This is a genomic window from Actinosynnema sp. NPDC049800 (assembly GCF_040656635.1).
GTDB lineage: Bacteria > Actinomycetota > Actinomycetes > Mycobacteriales > Pseudonocardiaceae > Actinosynnema.
In genome coordinates this window covers 153,007-172,492 of record NZ_JBFAMT010000014.1, presented here as the reverse complement: position 1 = coordinate 172,492, position 19,486 = coordinate 153,007, and the positions used below count along the sequence as shown (strand labels likewise).

General features: G+C 72.0%; 9 protein-coding genes. 5 read left to right on the top strand and 4 right to left on the bottom strand.

Annotated features, from left to right (window positions below):
* Window positions 1–41: 41 nt before the first annotated feature.
* The 4 genes from AB0I91_RS19295 to AB0I91_RS19280 form a co-directional block, all read right to left on the bottom strand.
* Complete coding sequence (locus AB0I91_RS19295) at window positions 42–638, bottom strand: acyl-CoA-like ligand-binding transcription factor (protein ID WP_499637929.1); 597 nt, start codon at window positions 636–638, stop codon at window positions 42–44.
* Window positions 635–2,026 (bottom strand): FAD-dependent oxidoreductase, encoded by a 1,392-nt coding sequence (locus AB0I91_RS19290; protein ID WP_499637926.1) that lies wholly within the window; start codon window positions 2,024–2,026, stop codon window positions 635–637. Before AB0I91_RS19290 ends, AB0I91_RS19295 begins: the two co-directional genes overlap by 4 nt.
* Before the next feature lie 28 nt (window positions 2,027–2,054).
* Window positions 2,055–3,347: a Na+/H+ antiporter NhaA gene (nhaA, locus tag AB0I91_RS19285; protein ID WP_499637923.1), complete on the bottom strand. Its 1,293-nt coding sequence runs from the start codon at window positions 3,345–3,347 to the stop codon at window positions 2,055–2,057.
* A gap of 578 nt (window positions 3,348–3,925) precedes the next feature.
* Window positions 3,926–8,185: a S8 family serine peptidase gene (locus AB0I91_RS19280; RefSeq protein WP_499637920.1), complete on the bottom strand. Its 4,260-nt coding sequence runs from the start codon at window positions 8,183–8,185 to the stop codon at window positions 3,926–3,928.
* Between the two features lie 483 nt (window positions 8,186–8,668).
* Between AB0I91_RS19280 and AB0I91_RS19275 the strand changes: the two genes are divergently transcribed.
* From AB0I91_RS19275 to fxsT, 5 genes are all read left to right on the top strand, one after another.
* Window positions 8,669–11,446 carry a WD40 repeat domain-containing protein gene (locus AB0I91_RS19275; protein ID WP_499637917.1) on the top strand — a complete coding sequence of 926 codons (2,778 nt, stop codon included), beginning with the start codon at window positions 8,669–8,671 and terminating at the stop codon, window positions 11,444–11,446.
* 244 nt (window positions 11,447–11,690) lie between these two features.
* A complete protein-coding gene (locus AB0I91_RS19270) occupies window positions 11,691–12,596 on the top strand; it encodes an effector-associated domain 2-containing protein (RefSeq protein WP_499637914.1) in 906 nt (301 codons plus the stop codon).
* Window positions 12,597–12,698: 102 nt separating this feature from the next.
* Window positions 12,699–14,150 carry a VMAP-C domain-containing protein gene (locus tag AB0I91_RS19265; protein ID WP_498777975.1) on the top strand — a complete coding sequence of 484 codons (1,452 nt, stop codon included), beginning with the start codon at window positions 12,699–12,701 and terminating at the stop codon, window positions 14,148–14,150.
* Complete coding sequence (locus AB0I91_RS19260) at window positions 14,147–15,196, top strand: AAA family ATPase (RefSeq protein ID WP_498777973.1); 1,050 nt, start codon at window positions 14,147–14,149, stop codon at window positions 15,194–15,196. The genes AB0I91_RS19265 and AB0I91_RS19260 overlap by 4 nt, the downstream gene beginning before the upstream one ends.
* Window positions 15,196–19,485, top strand: coding sequence for an FxSxx-COOH system tetratricopeptide repeat protein (gene fxsT, locus AB0I91_RS19255; RefSeq protein ID WP_499609205.1), 4,290 nt, complete (start codon window positions 15,196–15,198; stop codon window positions 19,483–19,485). The genes AB0I91_RS19260 and fxsT overlap by 1 nt, the downstream gene beginning before the upstream one ends.
* The last annotated feature ends 1 nt before the right edge of the window (window position 19,486 follow it).

The window sequence follows — 19,486 nt, the reverse complement described above, 5'->3', positions numbered from 1 at the left end:
CGCCGCGAGTCGACCACACTTTCTCCGGGGGAGACGCTCGCCTAACGTCCTGAGGACAAGGCGGCGAACGCCTCGTCGACCAGTGAGCGGAGGTCGTCGGCGCCCTCGCCCTCCACCCACTCGGTCAGGGCGGTCGTCAGGGCCGCCGTGGCCGCCGCCGCGATCACGCGCAGCCGCAGGTCGACCACCTGCCCCTCGCGGTCGGCGAGCGCTCCGGCGAGCAGGTCGGCGGTGGCGGCGGTGTTGCGCCACTGCCCGGCGCGCAGGGCGGGGGTGGTGACGATCAGCCTGGTCCGGGCGTAGACGGCGTCCCGGTCGGTGTCGAGCACCGCGTCCAGCCCGGCGCGCAGGGCCGCGCGCAGCGCTTCCAGAGGACCCTCTCCGGCGGGCCGGCCGCGGACCAGTTCGGCGATGAACGGGTCGTAGTCGTCGTCCTCGACCACGGCTTCCTTGGTGGGGAAGTAGCGGAAGAACGTCATGTGCGACACGCCCGCGGCAGCGGCGATCTCCTCGACCGTGGTCTGCTCGTAGCCCTGGGCCAGGAACAGCCGCAGCGCGTGCTCCTGGATCGCGCGACGGGTGCGTGCCTTGCGTTGCGCGCGCAGCCCGCCCGCGGGCCCGCCCTCTCCTGTGGTCACCGGTCAAGCATGACCGCCAAGGCCCGGCGCAACGCGTCGGGCTCCGACTCGCCGCGCCAAGCCAGGTGGCCGTCCGGTCGCACCAGGAGCGCCCCGCCGTCGCGGCGCACGTGCCGGACTTCGCCGAGCGCGTCGCGGGCGACCGCGGCGAAGCCGTCGTCCCGCGGTGAGGCGAGGGTCCAGCCGAACCCGCTGCCCACCGCGAACTCCGGCACCCGGTCACCGACCCGGGGGCGCCGGCCGAACGGCGACCGGGCGTAGCTCGTCCTCAGCTGCGACGCCCGTTCCCAGATCGCCTTCTCCACCGGCGGGAGGGACATCAGGGGGAACAGCACGCGGTCGCGCACCAGCCGGGCCACCGGGGACTCGCCCAGCACGAGCCCGGTGAGGCCGCTGGTGGCGCCGAGCACCTCCTCGGCCACGGGGCGGCGCTCGGTCTGGTAGCCGTCCAGCAGCCGGTCGCCCGCGCGGCCCGCGACCACCAGCGCCAGCCGCCACGCCAGGTTCTCGGCGTCACCCAGGCCCGTGTTCATGCCCTGACCGCCGAACGGGCTGTGGATGTGCGCGGCGTCGCCGGCCAGCAGCACCCGACCGCGCCGGTAGGTCTCGGCCAGGCGCCGGTGGATGCGGAACACCGACGCCCACACCCACCCGCTCCCGGCCTCGACGCGCACCCCGGCGTGCCGCAGCGCGGCACGGGTCAGGAACTCCGGGACGTCCTCGACCGACGTGCCCGGTGCCGGCGCCATGAACCGCCACACGCCGCCGGGCAGGGGGAACGCGGAGAACATCTCGCCACCACGCACCCACACCCCCACCGCGTCCCGGGGCAGCGGCAACTCCGCCCGCACGTCGCCCAGCACGAAGCCCTCGACGAGCGGGACACCGGGGAAGCCGATGCCGGCCGCCTTGCGGACCGCGCTGTGCGCGCCGTCGCAACCGACCACCCAGTCAGCCGACGCCGGGCCCCGCGCCGTGGACAGCACCGCTCCGCGCTCGTCCTGGGCGAGGCCGGTGACCGCGGCGCCCCACTCCACGTCGACGCCCAGGTCCGCCAGCCGCGCCCGCAACCCGGCCTCCACCTCCGCCTGGGACACGAGCAGGCCGGGGCGCCGGACCAGCGCCGTGGGCCGGCCGACCCGCAGCTCGCCCGACCGCCGACCCCCGACGTGGACCACCACCCGGCGGATGCCGACCGACCGTGCCGGCAGGTCGCCCAACGCGCCGATCCGCTCCAGCACCTCGCTGCCGCGCGGTTGCAACCCCAGTGCGCGGGAGGTGGTCGCCGGCCCTGGCGCCGCGTCCACCACCCGCACCCGCACGCCTCGCAGGCGCAGCGCGCACGCCGCTGCCAGACCGGTGGGACCCGCGCCGACCACTATGACCACGCGTCATACTGTTAGCCACTAACAAGAGTTAGTCAATAACATTTCGTTGGTGGACGTCCGGGATGCCGTCGCGGTCCTCGTCCCGGGTCTCCTCCTCGTGGATGCGCCGGTAGACGCGGTTGCGCACCCGCAGGATCACCGTGGCGACCAGCGCGGAGAGCAGGGACCCGAGCAGGATGCCGATCTTGGCGTCGTCGTAGGGCCTGCTGCCCTCGCCGAACGCCAGCTCGCCCACCAGCAGCGACACGGTGAACCCGATACCGCCCAGCACCGCCAGGCCCACCACGTCCACCCACGCCAGGTCGCCGTCCAGCTCGGCCCTGGTGAACCGGGAGACCAACCACGTGGCGGCCGTGATGCCCACCAGCTTGCCCAGAAGCAGACCGACCACCACGCCGATGGTGACCGTGTCCGACAGCGACGACACCAGGCCGTCGAGCCCGCCCAGGGACACCCCGGAGGCGAAGAAGGCGAACACCGGCACCGCGAACCCCGTCGAGAGGGGTCGCCAGCGGTGCTCGAAGTGCTCGGCCAGGCCGGGGCCCTCGCCCGCGCTGCGGCGGATCACCGGGACGGCGAAGCCCAGCAGCACGCCCGCCACGGTCGCGTGCACACCGGAGGCGTGCATGAAACCCCAGGTCAGCGCCGCGAGCGGGATCAGCACCCACCACGAGCGCACCCGCCGTTGCACCAGCACGGTGAACAGCGCCAGCGGCACGGCGGTCGCCAGCAGCGGCGCCACGGCCAGGTCGTCGGTGTAGAACACGGCGATGATCACGATCGCGATCAGGTCGTCCACCACGGCGAGGGTGAGCAGGAACGTCCGCAGCGCCGCCGGCAGGCTCCGGCCGATCACGGCGAGCACGGCCAGCGCGAAGGCGATGTCGGTGGCCGTCGGGATCGCCCAGCCGGACGCGGCGTCCGGGTTGCCCAGGTTCACCAGCGTGTAGAACACGGCCGGCACCGCCACACCGCCGAACGCGGCGGCCACCGGCACCGCCGCCCGGCGCGGATCGCGCAGGTCACCGGCCACGAACTCGCGCTTGAGCTCCAGGCCCGCGACGAAGAAGAAGATCGCCAGCAGGCCGTCCGACGCCCAGTGCCCGACGCTCAGCTCGAGGTGCAGCGAGGCGATGCCGAACTCGAAGCCGCGCAACGCCTCGTACGCGGGAGCCCAGGGCGAGTTCGCCCACACCAGCCCCAGGAGCGCGGCGACCAGCATGATCACCCCGCCGACGGTCTCGAGTCGGAGGATGTCGGCGATCCGCTTGGCCTCGGGCCAGGTGCCCCGGTCGAACAGCTTGGTCGTGGCGCGCGGCACGGGCGGCTCCTGAGAGGTCGGTGGAACACGTCGCCGACCAGACTTCCCGGCACACCATGCCCGCGAACGGACAACACCCCGACCGTACCCGGTGACCACCACCTTCGCGGGAACGCGATGATCACATCGCCGTGAACGACCGGCATCGCCGATCATCCGGGACGGCGCGGTCCTCGGTCATGGAGTCGGTGGGTGGGCACACCACCAGTACCGGCGCGGCGTCGGGGACGGCGTGCCACTGCCTTCGGGGATCAGCGCGAAGTCGGCCGTGACCGGCGGGAGGCGTCAAGCGTCACAGCCCTCGCATCCCGCGTTCCTCCCGCAGTCGACAGCAGGTCGCCGAAGTGCTCGAAGGTCTCCGCAGTAACCCGGTCCAGCTTGGCCAGGGTCGACCGGCCGCGAACGCGGCGAGGTCCGCCAGGGCCGGTCTCGGTGGCCCACGGCCCTGGCATGCCGTGGTGCCGGGCACGAGCAGGGCCGTGGGTTCCGGTCACCGCACGTCGCTTCGGACGCCGTGCGACGAGCCGGGCGTCACGTCCGGTCCCGCGGCCGCAACGCCGCGGGACCGGACGGTCTCCTTACCTGACGCCCGCCGGTTCGGCCACGACCAGGTCGTCGGCGTTGGTGACGGAGATGCCGGCGCCGGTGAACGTGTCGGCCACGTGGTACGTGCCGGGCGCGCGCACCAACAACGACATCCGCCACGTGCGCTCCGAGCCGGCGTCCACCGCCGCGTCGGACGTGACGACACCGGTCAGGGCGCCGCCGTCACGGGCCAGCGCCACGCGTTGCCACGTCGTCCCGACCTTGAGCCGCAGCACGACGTCGCTCGGCGCCAGGCTCCGGTCAGCCGCGACGCGCACCGTCCAGGACATGGGCCCGGAGCCGGCGGTGCCGCTGTTGACCGCGCGCACGTCGTACTGCGTGTGCGCACCCGGCACGAACGTCCCGCGCGTGTCCGTCACCGACACCACGGCCACCGGTTCCGGCCCGACGCGCAGCCGCGACTCGGCGGTGAGGTCACCGGAGTAGCCGCCGGTGTCCACGTCCAGCGCCAACCGGTACGCCCCGTCAGGGGTGCCCGGTTCGAGCGTGAACGCGTAGGGCCGCGCGTTCCAGTTGATCGAACCGGCCCGCAGGGGCGTGCCGTCCGGGGCGAACAGGCGCAGCACCGGCTTCAGCTCGTTCGGCGCCGCCGCCCGGACCAGGCCCTCGACGTCTTCGAGCGCCGCGCGCTCCGGCAGGCTCAGGAACGGCCGCACGGCGGAGGCCATCACCGTCGCGAACGGCACACCGTGCGCGTCGGTCACCGACCAGTCCGCGGTGGCCTTGCCGTCGGCGCCGACCACGACGTCGCCGAGCGAGACCTTCGCCGCGCCGCCGAAGGCGAACGTGACGTCGTACGGGGTGGTCCAGTCGAGCCCGGTGACCTTCGTGCTCGGCAGGAACCAGTCCTGCTCGAGGTGCCGCACCGAGTGCACGGTGACGGCCTCGTACCGGTCCAGCGTCGCCACCAGGGTGCCCGGTTCGTAGCGGTACCCGTGAGGCGCGGTGCCCGACGGGCGCAGGAACACCGAACCGGTGTGCCGCGCGTCGGCGGCGTCGAGCGCGATGTCCGTCCGCACGGCGAAGTTCTCACCTATGGCGGACGTCCGCGTGCCACCCGCGAGCACCCGCGGCGCGAACGAGATCACGTCGTCGTCGATCACGGTGATCTCGCGGTGCAGCAGGTAGGCGTCGCCGCCGCCCTCGGGCGTCGGCTTGCGCACGACGAGCGTGTACCGGCCCACCGGGTCCGGGATCTCGAACGACAGCTTGCCCGCGCCGTCGGTCTTGCCGAGCCCGCGGACCTGGCCGCCGGCGATCAGCTCGACGACCGCGCCGGCCAGGGGGCCGACCGCGGCCGCGCCGGGCGCGTCCACAGTGGACACCGCGAGGTCGACGCGCGGCGCGCGCACCCGGAACGAGCCGGTCAGGTGACCGACCTGCACCGTGAACGTGCCCAGCCGGTCGGGGTCGACCGTCCACGTGACGGTCTTGGACTGGCCGGCCGCCAGCTGCACCGGTGTGGTCGCCTCGACCACGCCGCCGACCTTGAGCGCCGCGCTGTAGGTGCCCGCCGCCGAACCGACGTTCTTGACCTGGACCGTCACCGTGACGTTCTCACTGGCCTTCACCAGGCCCGGCGACACCTTCAGGTCGTGCAGGGCGTAGTAGGGCTGCTTCGGGTCCGGCGCGGGCGAGGCCCAGTCGATCGCGTTGAGGAACACGTCGGTCGCCTCGGGCGACCAGTCGACGGGTCCGCGGGTCGCCGACACGCCGTGCAGCGACAGCAGCACGTGCCGGTTGGTGGCCCGCTGGTCGACGCCGATGCCGCCGCCCATCACGCCCTCCACCGTCCGGCCGAGGTTCGCGATGGTCTGCCTGCCCCCGCCGGAGTACCCGTCGAACCACGCCACCCACTTGGCCTGGGTGCTGTCGTCGAGCGGGATGCGGTCGCCCACGGCGAACCCGTCGAAGATCGGGTGCGCCGCGGTCACCTCGTAGTACGACTCGGCGGACGTGCCGCCACCCGTGTCGGAGCCGGTGGACACCGGCTGCCCGGTGTGCTTCGACAGCTGGCGGATGCCGTTGCCCGTGGTGTAGGCGTGGTCGGTGAAGATCACGCCGGTGCCGTTGGCGTCCGTCGCGTCCAGGAACGCCTGGAAGGCCGCCGCGTCGTAGTCCGCCGTCAGGGTCCCGTAGCCGAGCACGACGGTCGCGTGCTGCGCCGCCTTGTCCAGCTGGTCCCAGTTGTAGTAGGCGGTCTCCACCCCGCGTGGCGCGAACACGACGTCGCGGTACTGGTTCGCCCGCGTCTGCGAGCTGTCCACGATCGCCACCGTGCGCGGCGGCACGCCGAAGGCGAAGTCGGCGGTGCTCGCCTCGCCGGCGACGACGGTCACCTCGACCTCGCCCGGCGCCCGGAACGCCGGGTACGAGGCGGCGACCCGGTAGGTGCCCGCGGGCACCCCGTCGATCGTGTACCGGCCGTCGGCGCCGGTCACCGCGGACAGGCCGGCGGGCACGCCGGTCACCTCGACCGTGACGCCGGGTATCCCGGCCCCGGAGGCCTCGAGCTTGGCGACACCGGTCACCCGGCCGAAGGGCGCCGGGGTGAGCACGACGTCGACCGCGGCGAAGGAGTCCGGGGCGACCGTCGCCTGGACCGTGGTCTTGCCGAACCCGAACGCCTCGACGGTGACGGTGTAGTCACCCGGTTCGAGCCTGCTGGTGAAGGTGCCGTTCGCGAGGGTGGCGAGGGTGCGGCCGCCCGGCTCGATCCTGACCGTGGCGCCGGCGACCGGCGAGCCGGAGGCGGCGTTGGTGACCGTGCCCCGCAGGCCCGAGTCCAGCGCGACGAACCGCGTTGCCTCGTAGGCGTCGATGCGGCCCCTGCCGAACCGGGTGTCGGGTGGCGCGCCGGCGTACCGGTCGTCCCAGAACCCGGTGTCGGCCAACACGTCCACCACTTCGGACACGGGTAGGTCGCCGGCGGCCGACAGCATCAGCGCGACGGTGCCCGCGGTGTGCGGGGTGGCCATCGAGGTGCCGGACAGGGTCCGGTAGCCGCCGCCCGGCGAGGCCGAGTACACGTCGACGCCCGGCGCGGAGATGTCCGGCTTGACCCAGCTGCCCGGCCACTCGGCGGGCGGGTTGGTCCACTGGTCCTTGCGCACCACGGCGCCGCAGGAGAACGACGCGACGCTGTCGGAGCTGTCGGTGGCGCCGACGCCCACGGCTTCGAACACGTTGCCGGGGCTGGCCGTGCCGATCGTGCCGCAGTTGTTGCCGATGGCGAAGGCCGGGAACGAGCCGAGCGCGCGGATGGCGCGCGTCGGCTGGACCATCGCGGCCTGGAAGCCGTTGCCGCCCAACGACATGCTGACGATGTCCGCGGGTCGCCCGGCGGGGTTGCCCGCGGAGTCGACCGGCGCGATGGCCCACTGCATGCCGGCGGCGACCTGCGCGAACGAACCGCTGCCGCCGGGGATCACCAAGCCGTGCATCATCTCGGCGGCGGGTGCGACGCCGATCGCGGTGCCGGAGGTGGCGCCGCCGTGGATGGTGCCCGCCACGTGGGTGCCGTGGTAGGCGGAGTCGCGCGGCGCCGAGGCGACCCGGTTGCCCGACGCGTCGAACTCCATCCAGCCGCCGGGGTGCTTGGCGTCGGAGGGGTTGTCGGTCACCATCTTCCCGGCGAGGTCCGGGTGGGTGATGTCCACACCGGTGTCCAGCGTGGCGATGCGCACGCCACTGCCCTTGACGCCGAGCTCGTCCCACACCCGCGCCGCGCCGATCTTCTGCAGGCCCCAGGTGAGCTCGGCGGCCGGGGTGACGTCCGCGCTGCTCGTGACGGGTTCGGGCGCGAGCACCTCGAAGTTCGGGACGAGCTGCGTCACGCCGGGCACGGCGGCGAGCGAGTCGAGGGTGCCGGTGTCCGCGGGGAACTCGACCAGCATCATGTTCGTGAGCCAGAACCGGTTCACCACGGTCGCGGTCTCGCCGATGGCAGCGGCGACCTTCGCCTGGGTGTCGGCCGCGTGGTCGCGGAGGGTGGCGAGGAGCTCGTCGCGGTCGCCGGACAGGTCGGCGTTCGGGAGCATCAGCAGCGCCTGCACGGGCTCGCCCGGCGTGGCCGCCCGGACCTCCGCGACGAGTTCGGGTGCGACGGTCGCGGGGGTGGCGTCCGGCGGTGGGGAGGTCGGGGACAGGGCGGCGAACAGACCGAGGGCGGTCACGATGGCCAGCCAGGGTCTCGCGGAACGTCTGAGCTTCGGCAGGGGCGAGTGGGGCATCCGGCGTCTCCTTGGTAAAATGTTTTTGCCCCTATGACCCTGGTTGAAATTTACCGTCCGTCAAGGGATCGGTTGGCTCCACCGGTGGAGCCGAATGCCGCACGCGGCCGACCCGCCCGTTCTGCCGAGTGCGTGAAGGGCGCTTGACCCGCTTCTTTCGTCCTGGTGACGATAGGGCGGGAGTAGACGCCCGCGATCGCGCGTCCTCTCCGCAGTTCGGGTAGTCGAAGTGCCCCGGTCAGCCCTTCGACGGGGGTGAGCGGCTCCTGGCGCACGGATCGCGACCGCGATCGGCACCACGGCCTCACGGCGACACCTGCGGGCAGCGCCGTGAGGGAAGGAACTCGCCGATCGGTCGGGTCAGCTCAGCGCGGTCTGGCGGGTCGACGGCCGACCACACCGTTGGGCCGCTCGTTCCTCCATCAGGTTGATCAGCGGACGATAACAACCACCTGGCACGAGGCGGTCCGGTAACAACGAGACGTGGACGAGCTCCAGCCGGCGCGCTTCGACGCGTTCATCTCCTACAGCCACCGCAGCGACGGCGCCTTCGCCCTGGAGTTCCAGGAGCAGCTCGAGGTGTTCGCGCGGCGCAGTCGGCGGGACCGGCCGCTGCGCGTGTTCCGCGACGACGCGAACCTCGCCGCCGACCCGGACCTGTGGCAGGGCATCGAACGCGCGCTGTCCTCGTCGGAGTGGTTGTTGCTGCTGGCCTCACCGGACGCGGCGGAGTCGGTGTGGGTGGGCAAGGAGATCGAATGGTGGTTGGCGCACCGCTCGCCCGCGCGCATCCTCATCGGCCTCACCGCCGGGAACCTCGGCTGGGACGCTGAGACCGGCGACTTCCACTCGGCGAGCGACGCGGCCCACCCGGCCCTGCGCGGCGTGCTGCCCGCCGAACCGCGGTGGATCGACCTGCGTGGCCTGCGAGCGCTGCCCGAGCTCGACCGCGGTGACCCGCAGGTGCAGGACGTCATCGCGGAGTTCTCGGCCCCGCTGCGCGGCGTGGAGAAGGACGAGCTGGTCGGGACGCACGTGCGGTGGTTGCGGCGCGACCGGCGGCGGACCCGCGTCATCATCACCGTGCTGGTCGTGCTGCTCGTGCTCGCCTCCGCGACCAGTGTGGTCGCCTACGTGCAAGGGCAGCGCGCGAACGAGCAGGCACGGGTGTCGACCGCGCGGCTGCTCGCCGCCGCGGCGGTGGCGGCCTCGTCCACGAGCGCGTCACGCGCCCGGTTGCTGGCCGTCGAGGGCTATCGCCTCCACCGCGACCAGCAGACCGTCGCGGCCTTGTTCCAGACCGTGAACGACCACCCGGAGCTCGTCGGCCAGCACGAACTGACCTCGCCCGTCACAGCGCTCGTCGCCTCGCCGAGCGGCGCCGCGCTCGCCGGCACCGCGGACGGCCGGTTGGTGCGCTGGGACCCCGCCACGGGCGACAGCGCCGAGACGGACCTGGGCGACCGGCCGGTCACGGACGTCGCGGTGAGCGAGGACGGCGAGGTGGCCGTGGCCACGGACGACCAGCGCACGGTCCTCTGGCGGGTGGGCACGCAGCCCGTCGCGCTGCACCAGGAGCAACCCGGACAGGTGGCGGTGTCGCCGAAGGGGACGACGGCCGCCGTGCTCACCTCGCCGACGGCCGAGGCCCAGCGGCTTGCCACCTTCGACACGGCGACCACAGCCAGGCACGGTGACGTCGCGCTGTCGGCGCACCACTGGAACGGTCTCGGCTTTCCCACCGAGGACACCATCGCGGTGACCGGTGGTGCGGGCATCTGGCAGCGCCTCCGACTCGCCGACCTGGCCGTCACCATCAGCCAGGAGGAGTACCTGGCGCCTCCCAGCTGGGGCCTCTCCGCCACATCGGACGACGGCGCGTTCACGGGCTTCCTGGCGGGGTGGGCACTGGTCTACGACACCTCCACCGCGCAGATCGCGGAGCACGTCTCCAGCGCGGGGGGCTCGTACACCCCGGACGTGCTGGCCATCCGACGGGACGGCGAGCGGATCGCCTCCGCCGGCGGTGGGCAGTTGTGGGTGTCCGAGGTAGCCACGCGCGACGACGATCGGGCCCAGCGGCAGCTGCGCGGCGCCGGCGGTGCCGACCACGTGGCGTTCGTCGGCGCCTCCGACCGGCTCGTCACGGCCAAGGGCGGCACGCTGTCGTTCTGGGACCCCGACCAGCAGTCCAGGCTGCGCTTGGACCACGGCACCCTGGAGGTGCCGGAGAGCCCGCGGTCCGGCACCGCCGCCCAGCTCGCCGTGTCACCGGACGGCCGACGTGCGCTGCTGGTCGGCGGGTACGGCGACGTGCTGCTGCACGACCTCGACGGCAGCTCGGCTTCGGGAACGTCCGTCGCCGGTCCCGCACCCGGTCCGGCGACGCACGAGGGGAGCAAGCCCGACGTCTTCCCCGCCTGGTTGCCCGACGGCACGCCCGCGTTGATCGAACAGGTCGGCTGCGGCCTGCACGCGATCCGCGGCAACCGCACCGAGAGGCTGCTGGAAGGCCAGGGCAACCGGGAGCGGGCCGCGCGGCTGACCCCCGACGGGCACCTGGTCTGCGTCAGCCAGTACGGCGGCGTGTCGGTGCGCCGCCTCAGCGACGCGATGTACGTCCGGAACGTGGAAACCGATCTCGACGCGACGGCGTCCGTCGACGGCCCGGCCGCCATCAGCGAGGGCGGGCGGTACGCGGCCTGGGCCGGCCGGCACGAAGACGGCGTCGTGCGGGTGACCGTGGCGGACACGCAGGAGGAGGAGATCGTGTCCGTGCTGCAGACCGACGCGCAAGCCGTCGACTACGCGGGCGACCGGCTGCTCGTGTCGCACGAGGACGGTTCGCTGGACATCCGAGACGGGACCGGGGCACGTCTGCTGCGAACGGTTCCCGGCGGCACCCCGTACGCGCGCCCGTTGAGCTGGGTGCCGGGCACGCCGTTCGTCGGCCGCATCCGCAACGACGGTGCCCTGGTCCTGATCGACCTCGACGCGGGCACGACGCTCGGTGAGCTGCGGCTGCCGACCAGCCGTGCCTCATCCGCCGTCGCACCCTGGGAGGCCACCGGGATCGTGGGCGTCGGCGCCACGGGCGAGCTGCTGACCGCGACGCCGCACAACACCGTGTCGCGGTGGGCGGTCAACGAGGCGTCGTGGCTCGACCTGGCCTGCCGATCCGCTGCCCGCGACCTGGCCGCGGAGGAGTGGCGCCAGGTGACCGACTACGACCTGCCCGCCGACCTCCGTTGCCGGCGGTGACGCTCAGCGCCGTTTCCCCGAGCCGTCCGCTCGACCAGCGCCACCATGACGTCGTGGGCCGCGCCACGAGCGAGGCCTCCACAGCTTCCGGTCGCACCCGGCCTGCCGTGCGCCTGGCGGGCGGGCTGCTCCTGCCGGGTGGCGACGCTAACGTGCGCGTCGGTGACGCCGTTACCGTGTGAGGTCCCGCGCTTCCGCAACCCTCCCGGCGAGGTGGTCGTCCGTGTCGTCGCATGATTCCCGCTTGCCGCTGCACTACACGATCATGGTGCTGGACGTGGACCGCTACGGCGACCCGTCGCGGACGGACGCCCACCGGGCGGCGGTGCACGATGGGCTCAACAGGGCAGTGCGCGGCGCTTTCGCGGAGGCGTCGGTCCGGTGGGATTCCTGCGAATGGCAGGACGGTGGCGACGGCGCGTTGATCCTGATACCCGCAGCCACGTCGAAAGTCGTGGTGCTCGACCGGGTGGTGCGCCATTTGGCCGACCGCCTGCGTGAGCACAACGAGGTTTCCGCGGCGGCCGCGCGCATTCGGCTCCGATTGTGTCTGCACGCTGGCGATGTGCGCCGTACGGAGTACGGGGTGGTGAGCAGCGCCATCATCCTCGTGAGTCGCCTGTTGGACTCCGCAGTATTGCGGGAAGAATGCAGAAATTCTCCGAAACCGGTCACACTGGCCGTGACCGACGCGTTCTACAACGACGTGGTCCGCCACTACCCGCCGGCTGAACCGGGGCGGTTCCGGAAGTTCCCTTTCACGGTGAAGGAGGCGGACGCGACCGCGTGGCTGAAGGCCGCCCACCGATTCGCCCCGTCGGCCTCGGAGCCGGTCCCGGAGCCGGTCGCGTGGCCTGTCGACCACCTGACCGCGCTGGTGGAGGCCCTGCTCGAGGTGCCAAGCGTCGAGGATGAGGTGAGCAGGCGGAAGGTCCTCGAACTCCTGCCCGCCCCGGTGAAAGGCGCCGTCCGCTACCACCCGCGGGCCCGGCTGCACGTATTCGAACTGGTGCGGACTTGCCGCGACTACGAGCACGGCATCCGGGACCTTTTCACCGCGCTCCGCAAACTGGAGGGCGACTCGGTTCCGCTTCGCCGGGCCGAAGGGGCGGCACGCGAATGGATGACGTCCGAAGGAGTGGGAGGATAACGGGATCGGGCCTTACGATACGTGTGGCGGCATAGCGGTCGACCACAAGGGGGCGCGGACGTGCGGACACCGAGGGAGCCCGAACGGGGAGTCTTATGGCAGTTGGTTGAATCCCTCAGCCTCATCCAGGTGCTCGGCGACCTGCACGGACGCAACCTGGTCGTCAGAATGCTCTGCGAGGAACTCGGGGAAGTCCTCCCGGTGGAGGAGCACGGCTACACGCTCATCCACCTCTACGACATCGTCGCCGCCTGCTACCAGCGCCCGCTGGGGCTGTCCGCGCTCGTCCGGGTGGTCGGCAGGCTCGACAAGGGTTCGCTGCACATGGCCAAGGTGCGCGACGCGGTCTTCGACATGACCGTTCTGCCGCTGTGGTCCTCCGACGTCCGCCACACCGCGCTGACGCTGCTGCGCGAGGTGAACGTCGAGGACGTCGACGAGGCGTACCGCGCGGTCGCGGGTCCGACCGCGCCGCACCTGCCCAAGAACTCGAGCTACCTCGACGCGTTCAGCCTGCTGGAAACCCTCAACGCGCGCCCGGACGGCCTGCCCAAGGCACTGGTGTTCATCGAGCACCTGGCCGCGAAGGCACGCCCCGAGATCGCCCTGGAACTGCACCGCTGGGCGGGCCTGCAAGCCGAGCTGATGGGGTTGGCCGACGAACTGGCCGCCGTCCGGCGCGACATCCGCAACGCCCGCGCGCCGCTCACGAAACCGCTCAAGGACTACGGCTTCCTGGTGTTCTCGCTGCAACGGGTCGGTGCTTCCGGTGACCGTTTCGAGCTGGTCCACTGGCGGCAGCTCGGCATGCAGGACGGCTGGTACCCGATGCGCGCGTTCGAGCACGTCGGCGACCTGGAGTCGATCAAGCACACGGTCGCGATGCTCATCGAGTACATCGAGGGCCACTGGGTCGACTTCGACCCGGTCTACCACGTCGAGTTCGTGCTGTCGGCGGAGATGCTCAACCTCGACGTGGACCAGTGGAAGTGGGAGACCGACACGAAGATCCCGCAGTTGCTCGGCTGTCGCTACCCCGTGGTGGTGCGCAGCCTGGAGCGGATGGGCAAGCGCCAGTGGCACCGCGAGTGGAAGACGCGCTGGGCCGAGTTGGCTGCGCAGCTCGACCAGGCGGGTGTGATCGCCGAGGAATCCGGCTGCTGGGGTCGGGACGACAGCCCCGAGGCGCTGCGCGAGCTGATCGCCGCGTTCTCCCGGAAGCCGTCGGCGGTGTCGCTCGTGCTCAGCTCACCCCCGCGGGCCGAGTTCTCCGGCCGCGACGAGGTCGCGGTCGGGCTGCGCGCCGGGGTGCCGGTCATCCTGTGGCACCGTGAGAGTTGCGACTCGGTGTTCATGGACACCGCGCGCAGGCTGCTCCACGACGGCGACCACCTCGGCCTGCTCGAACGCATCCGCGTGGCGCGCACCGAGGCCTTCGCGGAAGGACCGGGCGGCACGCACTGCGGCCATGCCCTGACCGTGCTCTACGACGACCCGGACCGGATCGTGGTGCCGATCGACCCGACGGCACCGGAAGGAGTCTCGGCTGCATGAATGCGGACACGGCCACCCTCCAGCCGACGACACCACGCTGGCACGTCTACCACGGCACGGCCGAGAAAGCGTCGCGACCCGTGCGGGACTGGCCGCCGGCCCCGCCGTGGCGGCGGTTCTCCGGGCAGGGCACGACCTTCCGCCCGGAAGACGACGGCGGCGAGGCCGACCGCCACGTCGGCAACGCGCGCACCGTGCGCCGCATCCCGTACCCGCGCGAGGTTGACATGGTCAACGCCGCGATCAGCCTGCGGCGTCCGCTGCTGGTCACCGGCAACCCAGGCACCGGAAAGTCGACCCTGTCGTACCTGGTGGCCAGGGAACTCGGACTCGGTCCGGTGCTGCGGTGGCCGGTCACCAGCCGCACCCGTCTGGGCGACGGTCTTTACACCTACGACGCCATCGGCCGCGTCCAGGCCACGGGGGCGGGCGACCGGGACCGGGCGGGCGACGCCGACATCGGCGACTACATCCACCTCGGTGCCTTGGGCACCGCCCTGCTGCCCTACGACCTGCCTCGCGTGCTGCTCATCGACGAGCTGGACAAGGGCGACATCGACCTGCCCAACGACCTGCTCAACGTCTTCGAGGAGGGCGAGTACGAGATCCCGGAGCTGGTGCGGATCAGTGGCGGGCGGCCCGAGGTGCAGGTGCGGACCAACGACCACGGCGGCACGGCGAACGTCGTCGGCGGCATCGTGAGGTGCCGCGAGTTCCCCGTCGTGATCATCACGAGCAACGGCGAGCGCGAGTTCCCGCCCGCGTTCATGCGCCGCTGCCTGAAGCTCCACGTCGACCCGCCCAACTACGACCAGCTCGGGCAGATGGTGGCCGCCCACTTCGGGTCACCCGAGGGCGTCGAGCTCAAAGGGCTCATCGACCACTTCTTGGAGCACAGCAGGCAGGTGGGCGGCTTGGCGTCCGACCAGCTGCTCAACGCCGTGCACCTCGCCGTGCAGCTCGCCACCTCCGGGGAGTACCGACAGGACCAGGAGTGGGACGAGTTGCTGAAGTCGATCTGGCACCCGCTGTCCACCGAGTCGTGATGGTCGGGCCGCAGCACGACGTGGAGGGCTGGGCGGGGGTCCGCGCCGCGGTCGCCCAGTCGCCGCACGCGCGAACGGACTCGACCCGCCACCTTCCGACGAGCGGCCTGCTGCTGCGCGAGCTGCGCGACGCCCTGTGGCTCGCGCTGGTGCTCAGGGGTGAGGAGTCGCTGCCCCCGCCGGACCACGCGCTGGGTCGCCCGCCGCCGCCGACAACCGCCGAAGGCGGACCGGACACGTCCTCAGGACGCGGCGGCGGCGCACCTGAGGGCACGACGACCGACGACGAGTCCGGGGAAGGCAACGGCGGGCCCGCAGCCGACGGGTTCCAGGAGTGGACGATCAACTCGACCGGCGCGATCAACGGCCGGGCGTCCGACGCCGCCGGCCCGACCCTGGCGGCGTCCTCGGCGTGGCCGACGATTCCCGCCCTGCCCGACCGCAGGCGCATCGCACGCGCGCTGCGACCCCTGATGCGCGGCTCGCGGTCTCCGCGCGACGAGGAACTGGACGAGGAGGCCACCGCCGCCCGCGCGGCGCAGGACAGGCTGTGGATGCCCGAGACCCGTCCGACGCAGTGGCAGCCGCTGGAGGTGGCCCTGGTCGTCGACCGGTCCGCGTCCATGTCGATCTGGCAGCAAACCGCGCAGGAGTTCCGGGACCTGCTCATGCACCAGGGCGCGTTCCGCGACGTGCGGCTCTACCACTCGGACTTCTCCGTGCGGTCACCCTCGGACCTGGTGCTGCGCGCCGAGACCGCCGAGGCCAGGCCGATGAGCTGGCTCAGGCTCGCCGACCCGACCGGCAGGCGGCTCGTCCTCGTGCTGACCGACGCCGTCGGCACGGCCTGGTACACCGGCGCCGCCGAGCACGTCCTGTACCAATGGTCGCAGAAGATGCCGGTGGCCGTGGTGCAGATGCTCGAACAGCGCCTGTGGCACTGGACCGGCCTCGCGGCCAGGCGTGTCCGGCTGTCCGCGCGCTACTCCGGCGCGCCGAACGGTCAACTGCGCATCTCGCCGGCGGAGCCGGACTTCGCGTTCCCCGACAGCGCCGAGCGCGGTGCCACCGCCATCCCCGTGCTGGAGCTGTCCGGTTCCTGGTTCACCGGGTGGGCCCGGCTGCTGAGCACGGCGGGCTCGGAGTGGGTGGAGACCACCGCGGCGCTCGTCCACCCGCTGCACGGCGCGCCGCCCGCGTACCGCCCGCGTTCGGGGCCCGACAAGTCGCTCAGCGCACGGGAGAGGGTCCTGGAGTTCCGGACCGTCGCCTCCTCCGCCGCGTTCCAACTGGCGGGGCTGCTCGCCGCCGCGCCACTGGACCTGCCGACGATGAAGCTCGTGCAGCGCGTGCTGCTGCCGAAGGCGGGCTTGACCGTGCTCGCGGAGGTACTGCTCGGCGGACTGCTGGTGCGCGACCGTGGCGAGGGTCCGCCGGACGTCTTCTACGACTTCCACGTGGGTGTGCGCGAGGAACTGCTCTCGGGCGCCCATCGGGCAGACACGGTGCGCGTCGCGCGGCTGGTGGCCGAGCACGCCGTGCCGGGCGCGACCGTGCTGCGCAATCTGGCCACCGCGCTCGACCAGCCCGAAACCGCACTTCCCGACATCTCACCCGAGAACCTGCGCCACATTCGCGTGCAGGAAGCGGTGTTCCGCGCTTTGTCCGGTCCGTACATGCCCAGGGCGAAGCGCCTCGCCGCGCTGCGCTCGGAGCTCGATGCCGGGCACGGGGGCCAAAGGGGCACAGCGGGGGTGTCCACCGCAGGAGGCGACATGAGCAGGCGTGAGCAACAGCGTGGACCGGACCATCGACCGCAGGTGTGGGGCAGAGTACCCCTGCGCAACAAGGACTTCGTCGGCCGGGAAGCGCTGTTGGAGCAGTTGCGCCGAAGACTGGCCGAGGGCGGCGCAACCGCTGTCCTGCCGGAGGCGCTGCACGGCATGGGCGGTGTCGGGAAGTCCCAGACGGTCGTGGAGTACCTCCACCGGCACGAGTCGGAGTACGACCTCGTGTGGTGGGTGCCCGCCGAGCACCCGGCGCAGATCAAGACGAGCTTCGTGGAGCTGGCGGATCGACTGGACCTGCCGGCGGGGTCGGCGGACGCGGCGGTGCCCGCGGTGCTGGAGGCGTTGGCCGGCGGCCGGCCGTACTCGCGGTGGATCATCGTCTTCGACAACGCCGAGCGACCCGAGGAGCTGCGCCGCTTCCTGCCGACCGGCTCCGGCCAGATCGTGGTGACCTCGCGCAACTCCGACTGGAGCGGCTACGCGCACTCCGTCGAGGTTGACCTGTTCACGCGCGCGGAGAGCATCGAGCTGCTGCACCGGCGTGGCGGCGAGCTGGATGAAGCCGAGGCGAACGAGCTGGCAGAGGCGTTGGGAGACCTGCCGCTGGCCATCGAGCAGGCCGCGGCGTGGCGCGCGCAGACCGGGATGCCCGTGCCGGAGTACCTGGAGCTGTTGCGGCTCAACCGGTCGGAGCTGGTCGAGGCCGGCTCGTCCAACGACGACCAGCTCCCCGTCGCGGCGGCGTGGAACGTGCCGCTGGGCGTGCTGGGCCGTGACCACCCGGCGGCGCTGCAGTTGCTCCAGATCTGCGCGTTCTTCGGCGCGGAGCCGATCTCGCTGCCCCTGTTCCGCGGCGTGCGCGACGTGCCGGTGCCGCCGGAGCTGGCGGAAGCGCTGGCCGTTCCGATCAAGCTCGACCGCGCCATCCGGGAGATCAAGAAGTACAGCCTCGCCAAGATCGACCACCGCAGCAACACCATCCAGCTCCACCGGCTGGTGCAGGCGGCGGTCAAGAATCGGCTGCCGGAGCAGGACCGGGAGAACATGCGGCACGCGGTGCACGTGCTGCTGGTCAGCGGCGACCCCCAGGTGGCGGAGGACGCGGCGAACTGGCAGCGGTACGCCGAGCTGCTGCCGCACGTGATGGCGTCGGAGGCGATGGACTGCCAGTTCACCTGGGCGCGCGCGATGATGACGAACTTCGTCAAGTACCTGCTGGCCAGCGGCGACTACGACGGCGCGATCGACCTGTCCGAGCACGGCGTCGAGGTGTGGCGGGGAATGCTGGGCGAGAACAGCCTGGAAACGCTGGAGATGCGCCGGCTGCACGCGGCGGGGTTGCGGCGTGCGGGCAAGGCGCAGGAAGCGACCCTGATGAACAACCGGACCTACGAGATGCTGCGCGCGGCGGTCGGCGATGACCACGAGCAGGTGATCAGCATGATGGACACCGTCGCGGCCGACCTGCGCTCGCAGGGCCGGTTCAACGACGAACTGGCGGTGCAGGAGGACGCCTACGAGCGGGCGTGCCGGGTGCTCGGTGACGATGATCCGAACACGTTGCGCTACGCCCACAACCTCGCGGGCTGCTACCGGCTCGTGGGGTCCTTCGACCGGGCGCACCGGCTTGATGTCGACACGCTCGATCGACGTCTGGCGGTCTTGGGCTCGGACCACTTGTGGACGCACCGCTCGCAAGGCGCGCTCGCCACGGATCTGCGTGAACTCGGCAATTACGAGGCGGCACGGGCGATGCAGGAAGTCACGCTCGCGCGACAGCGGGAGCTGTTGGGTGAGGATCACCCGCACACCATCGGTACGGCTCGCAACCTCGCGGTCACCCGGTGCCGGACGGGGGATCACATGGGCGGGAGGGTGCTCGCCCAGGAGTGCTACAACCGGTACCGGAGGAGGTTCGGCGAACGGCACCTCGACTCGATCACGTCGCTGATGACCCTGTCGGTCGACCTGCGGCACCTCGACGACATCACCGGTGCCATGGAGATGGCCGAGCGCAGCCACCAGCTTTTCGTGGAGATCCAGGGCGCGGAGCACCCGCACACGCTCATCGCGGCGACGAACCTCGCGGTGAACTACCGGCTGGCGGGCCGGCTGGAGCGGGCGCGTGACCTCAACGAGTCGGTGACCGGCACGCTGCACCGGATCTTCGACAGCAATCACCCGTTCGCGCTCGTCAGCGCCACCAACCTGGCCAGCGACCTGGCGGCGCTCGGTGAGCACACGCGGGCGAAGGAGATGGACGAGGACGTCGTGGCCCGGTCGACCGCGGTGCTGGGCGGCGACCACCCGTCGACGTTGGCCGCGGCGCTGAACCTCGCGATCGACCTGCGGAACCTGGGAGGGCTCGAGGAGTCCGCGGCGCTGCAGGCCAGGACGGTCGAAAAGCTCCGCCTCGTGCTGGGCGAGAAGCACCCCACGACCGTCCTGGCCACCAAGCTCATCCGAGCGAACTGCGACATCGACACGATGCAGCTGTGAC

Bases quoted from the DNA above. Each gene is read 5' to 3' on its own strand.
- AB0I91_RS19280 (WP_499637920.1), bottom strand. From the start codon at position 8,185: ATGCCCCACTCGCCCCTGCCGAAGCTCAGACGTTCCGCGAGACCCTGG.
- AB0I91_RS19260 (WP_498777973.1), top strand. From the start codon at position 14,147: ATGAATGCGGACACGGCCACCCTCCAGCCGACGACACCACGCTGGCAC.
- fxsT (WP_499609205.1), top strand. From the start codon at position 15,196: ATGGTCGGGCCGCAGCACGACGTGGAGGGCTGGGCGGGGGTCCGCGCC.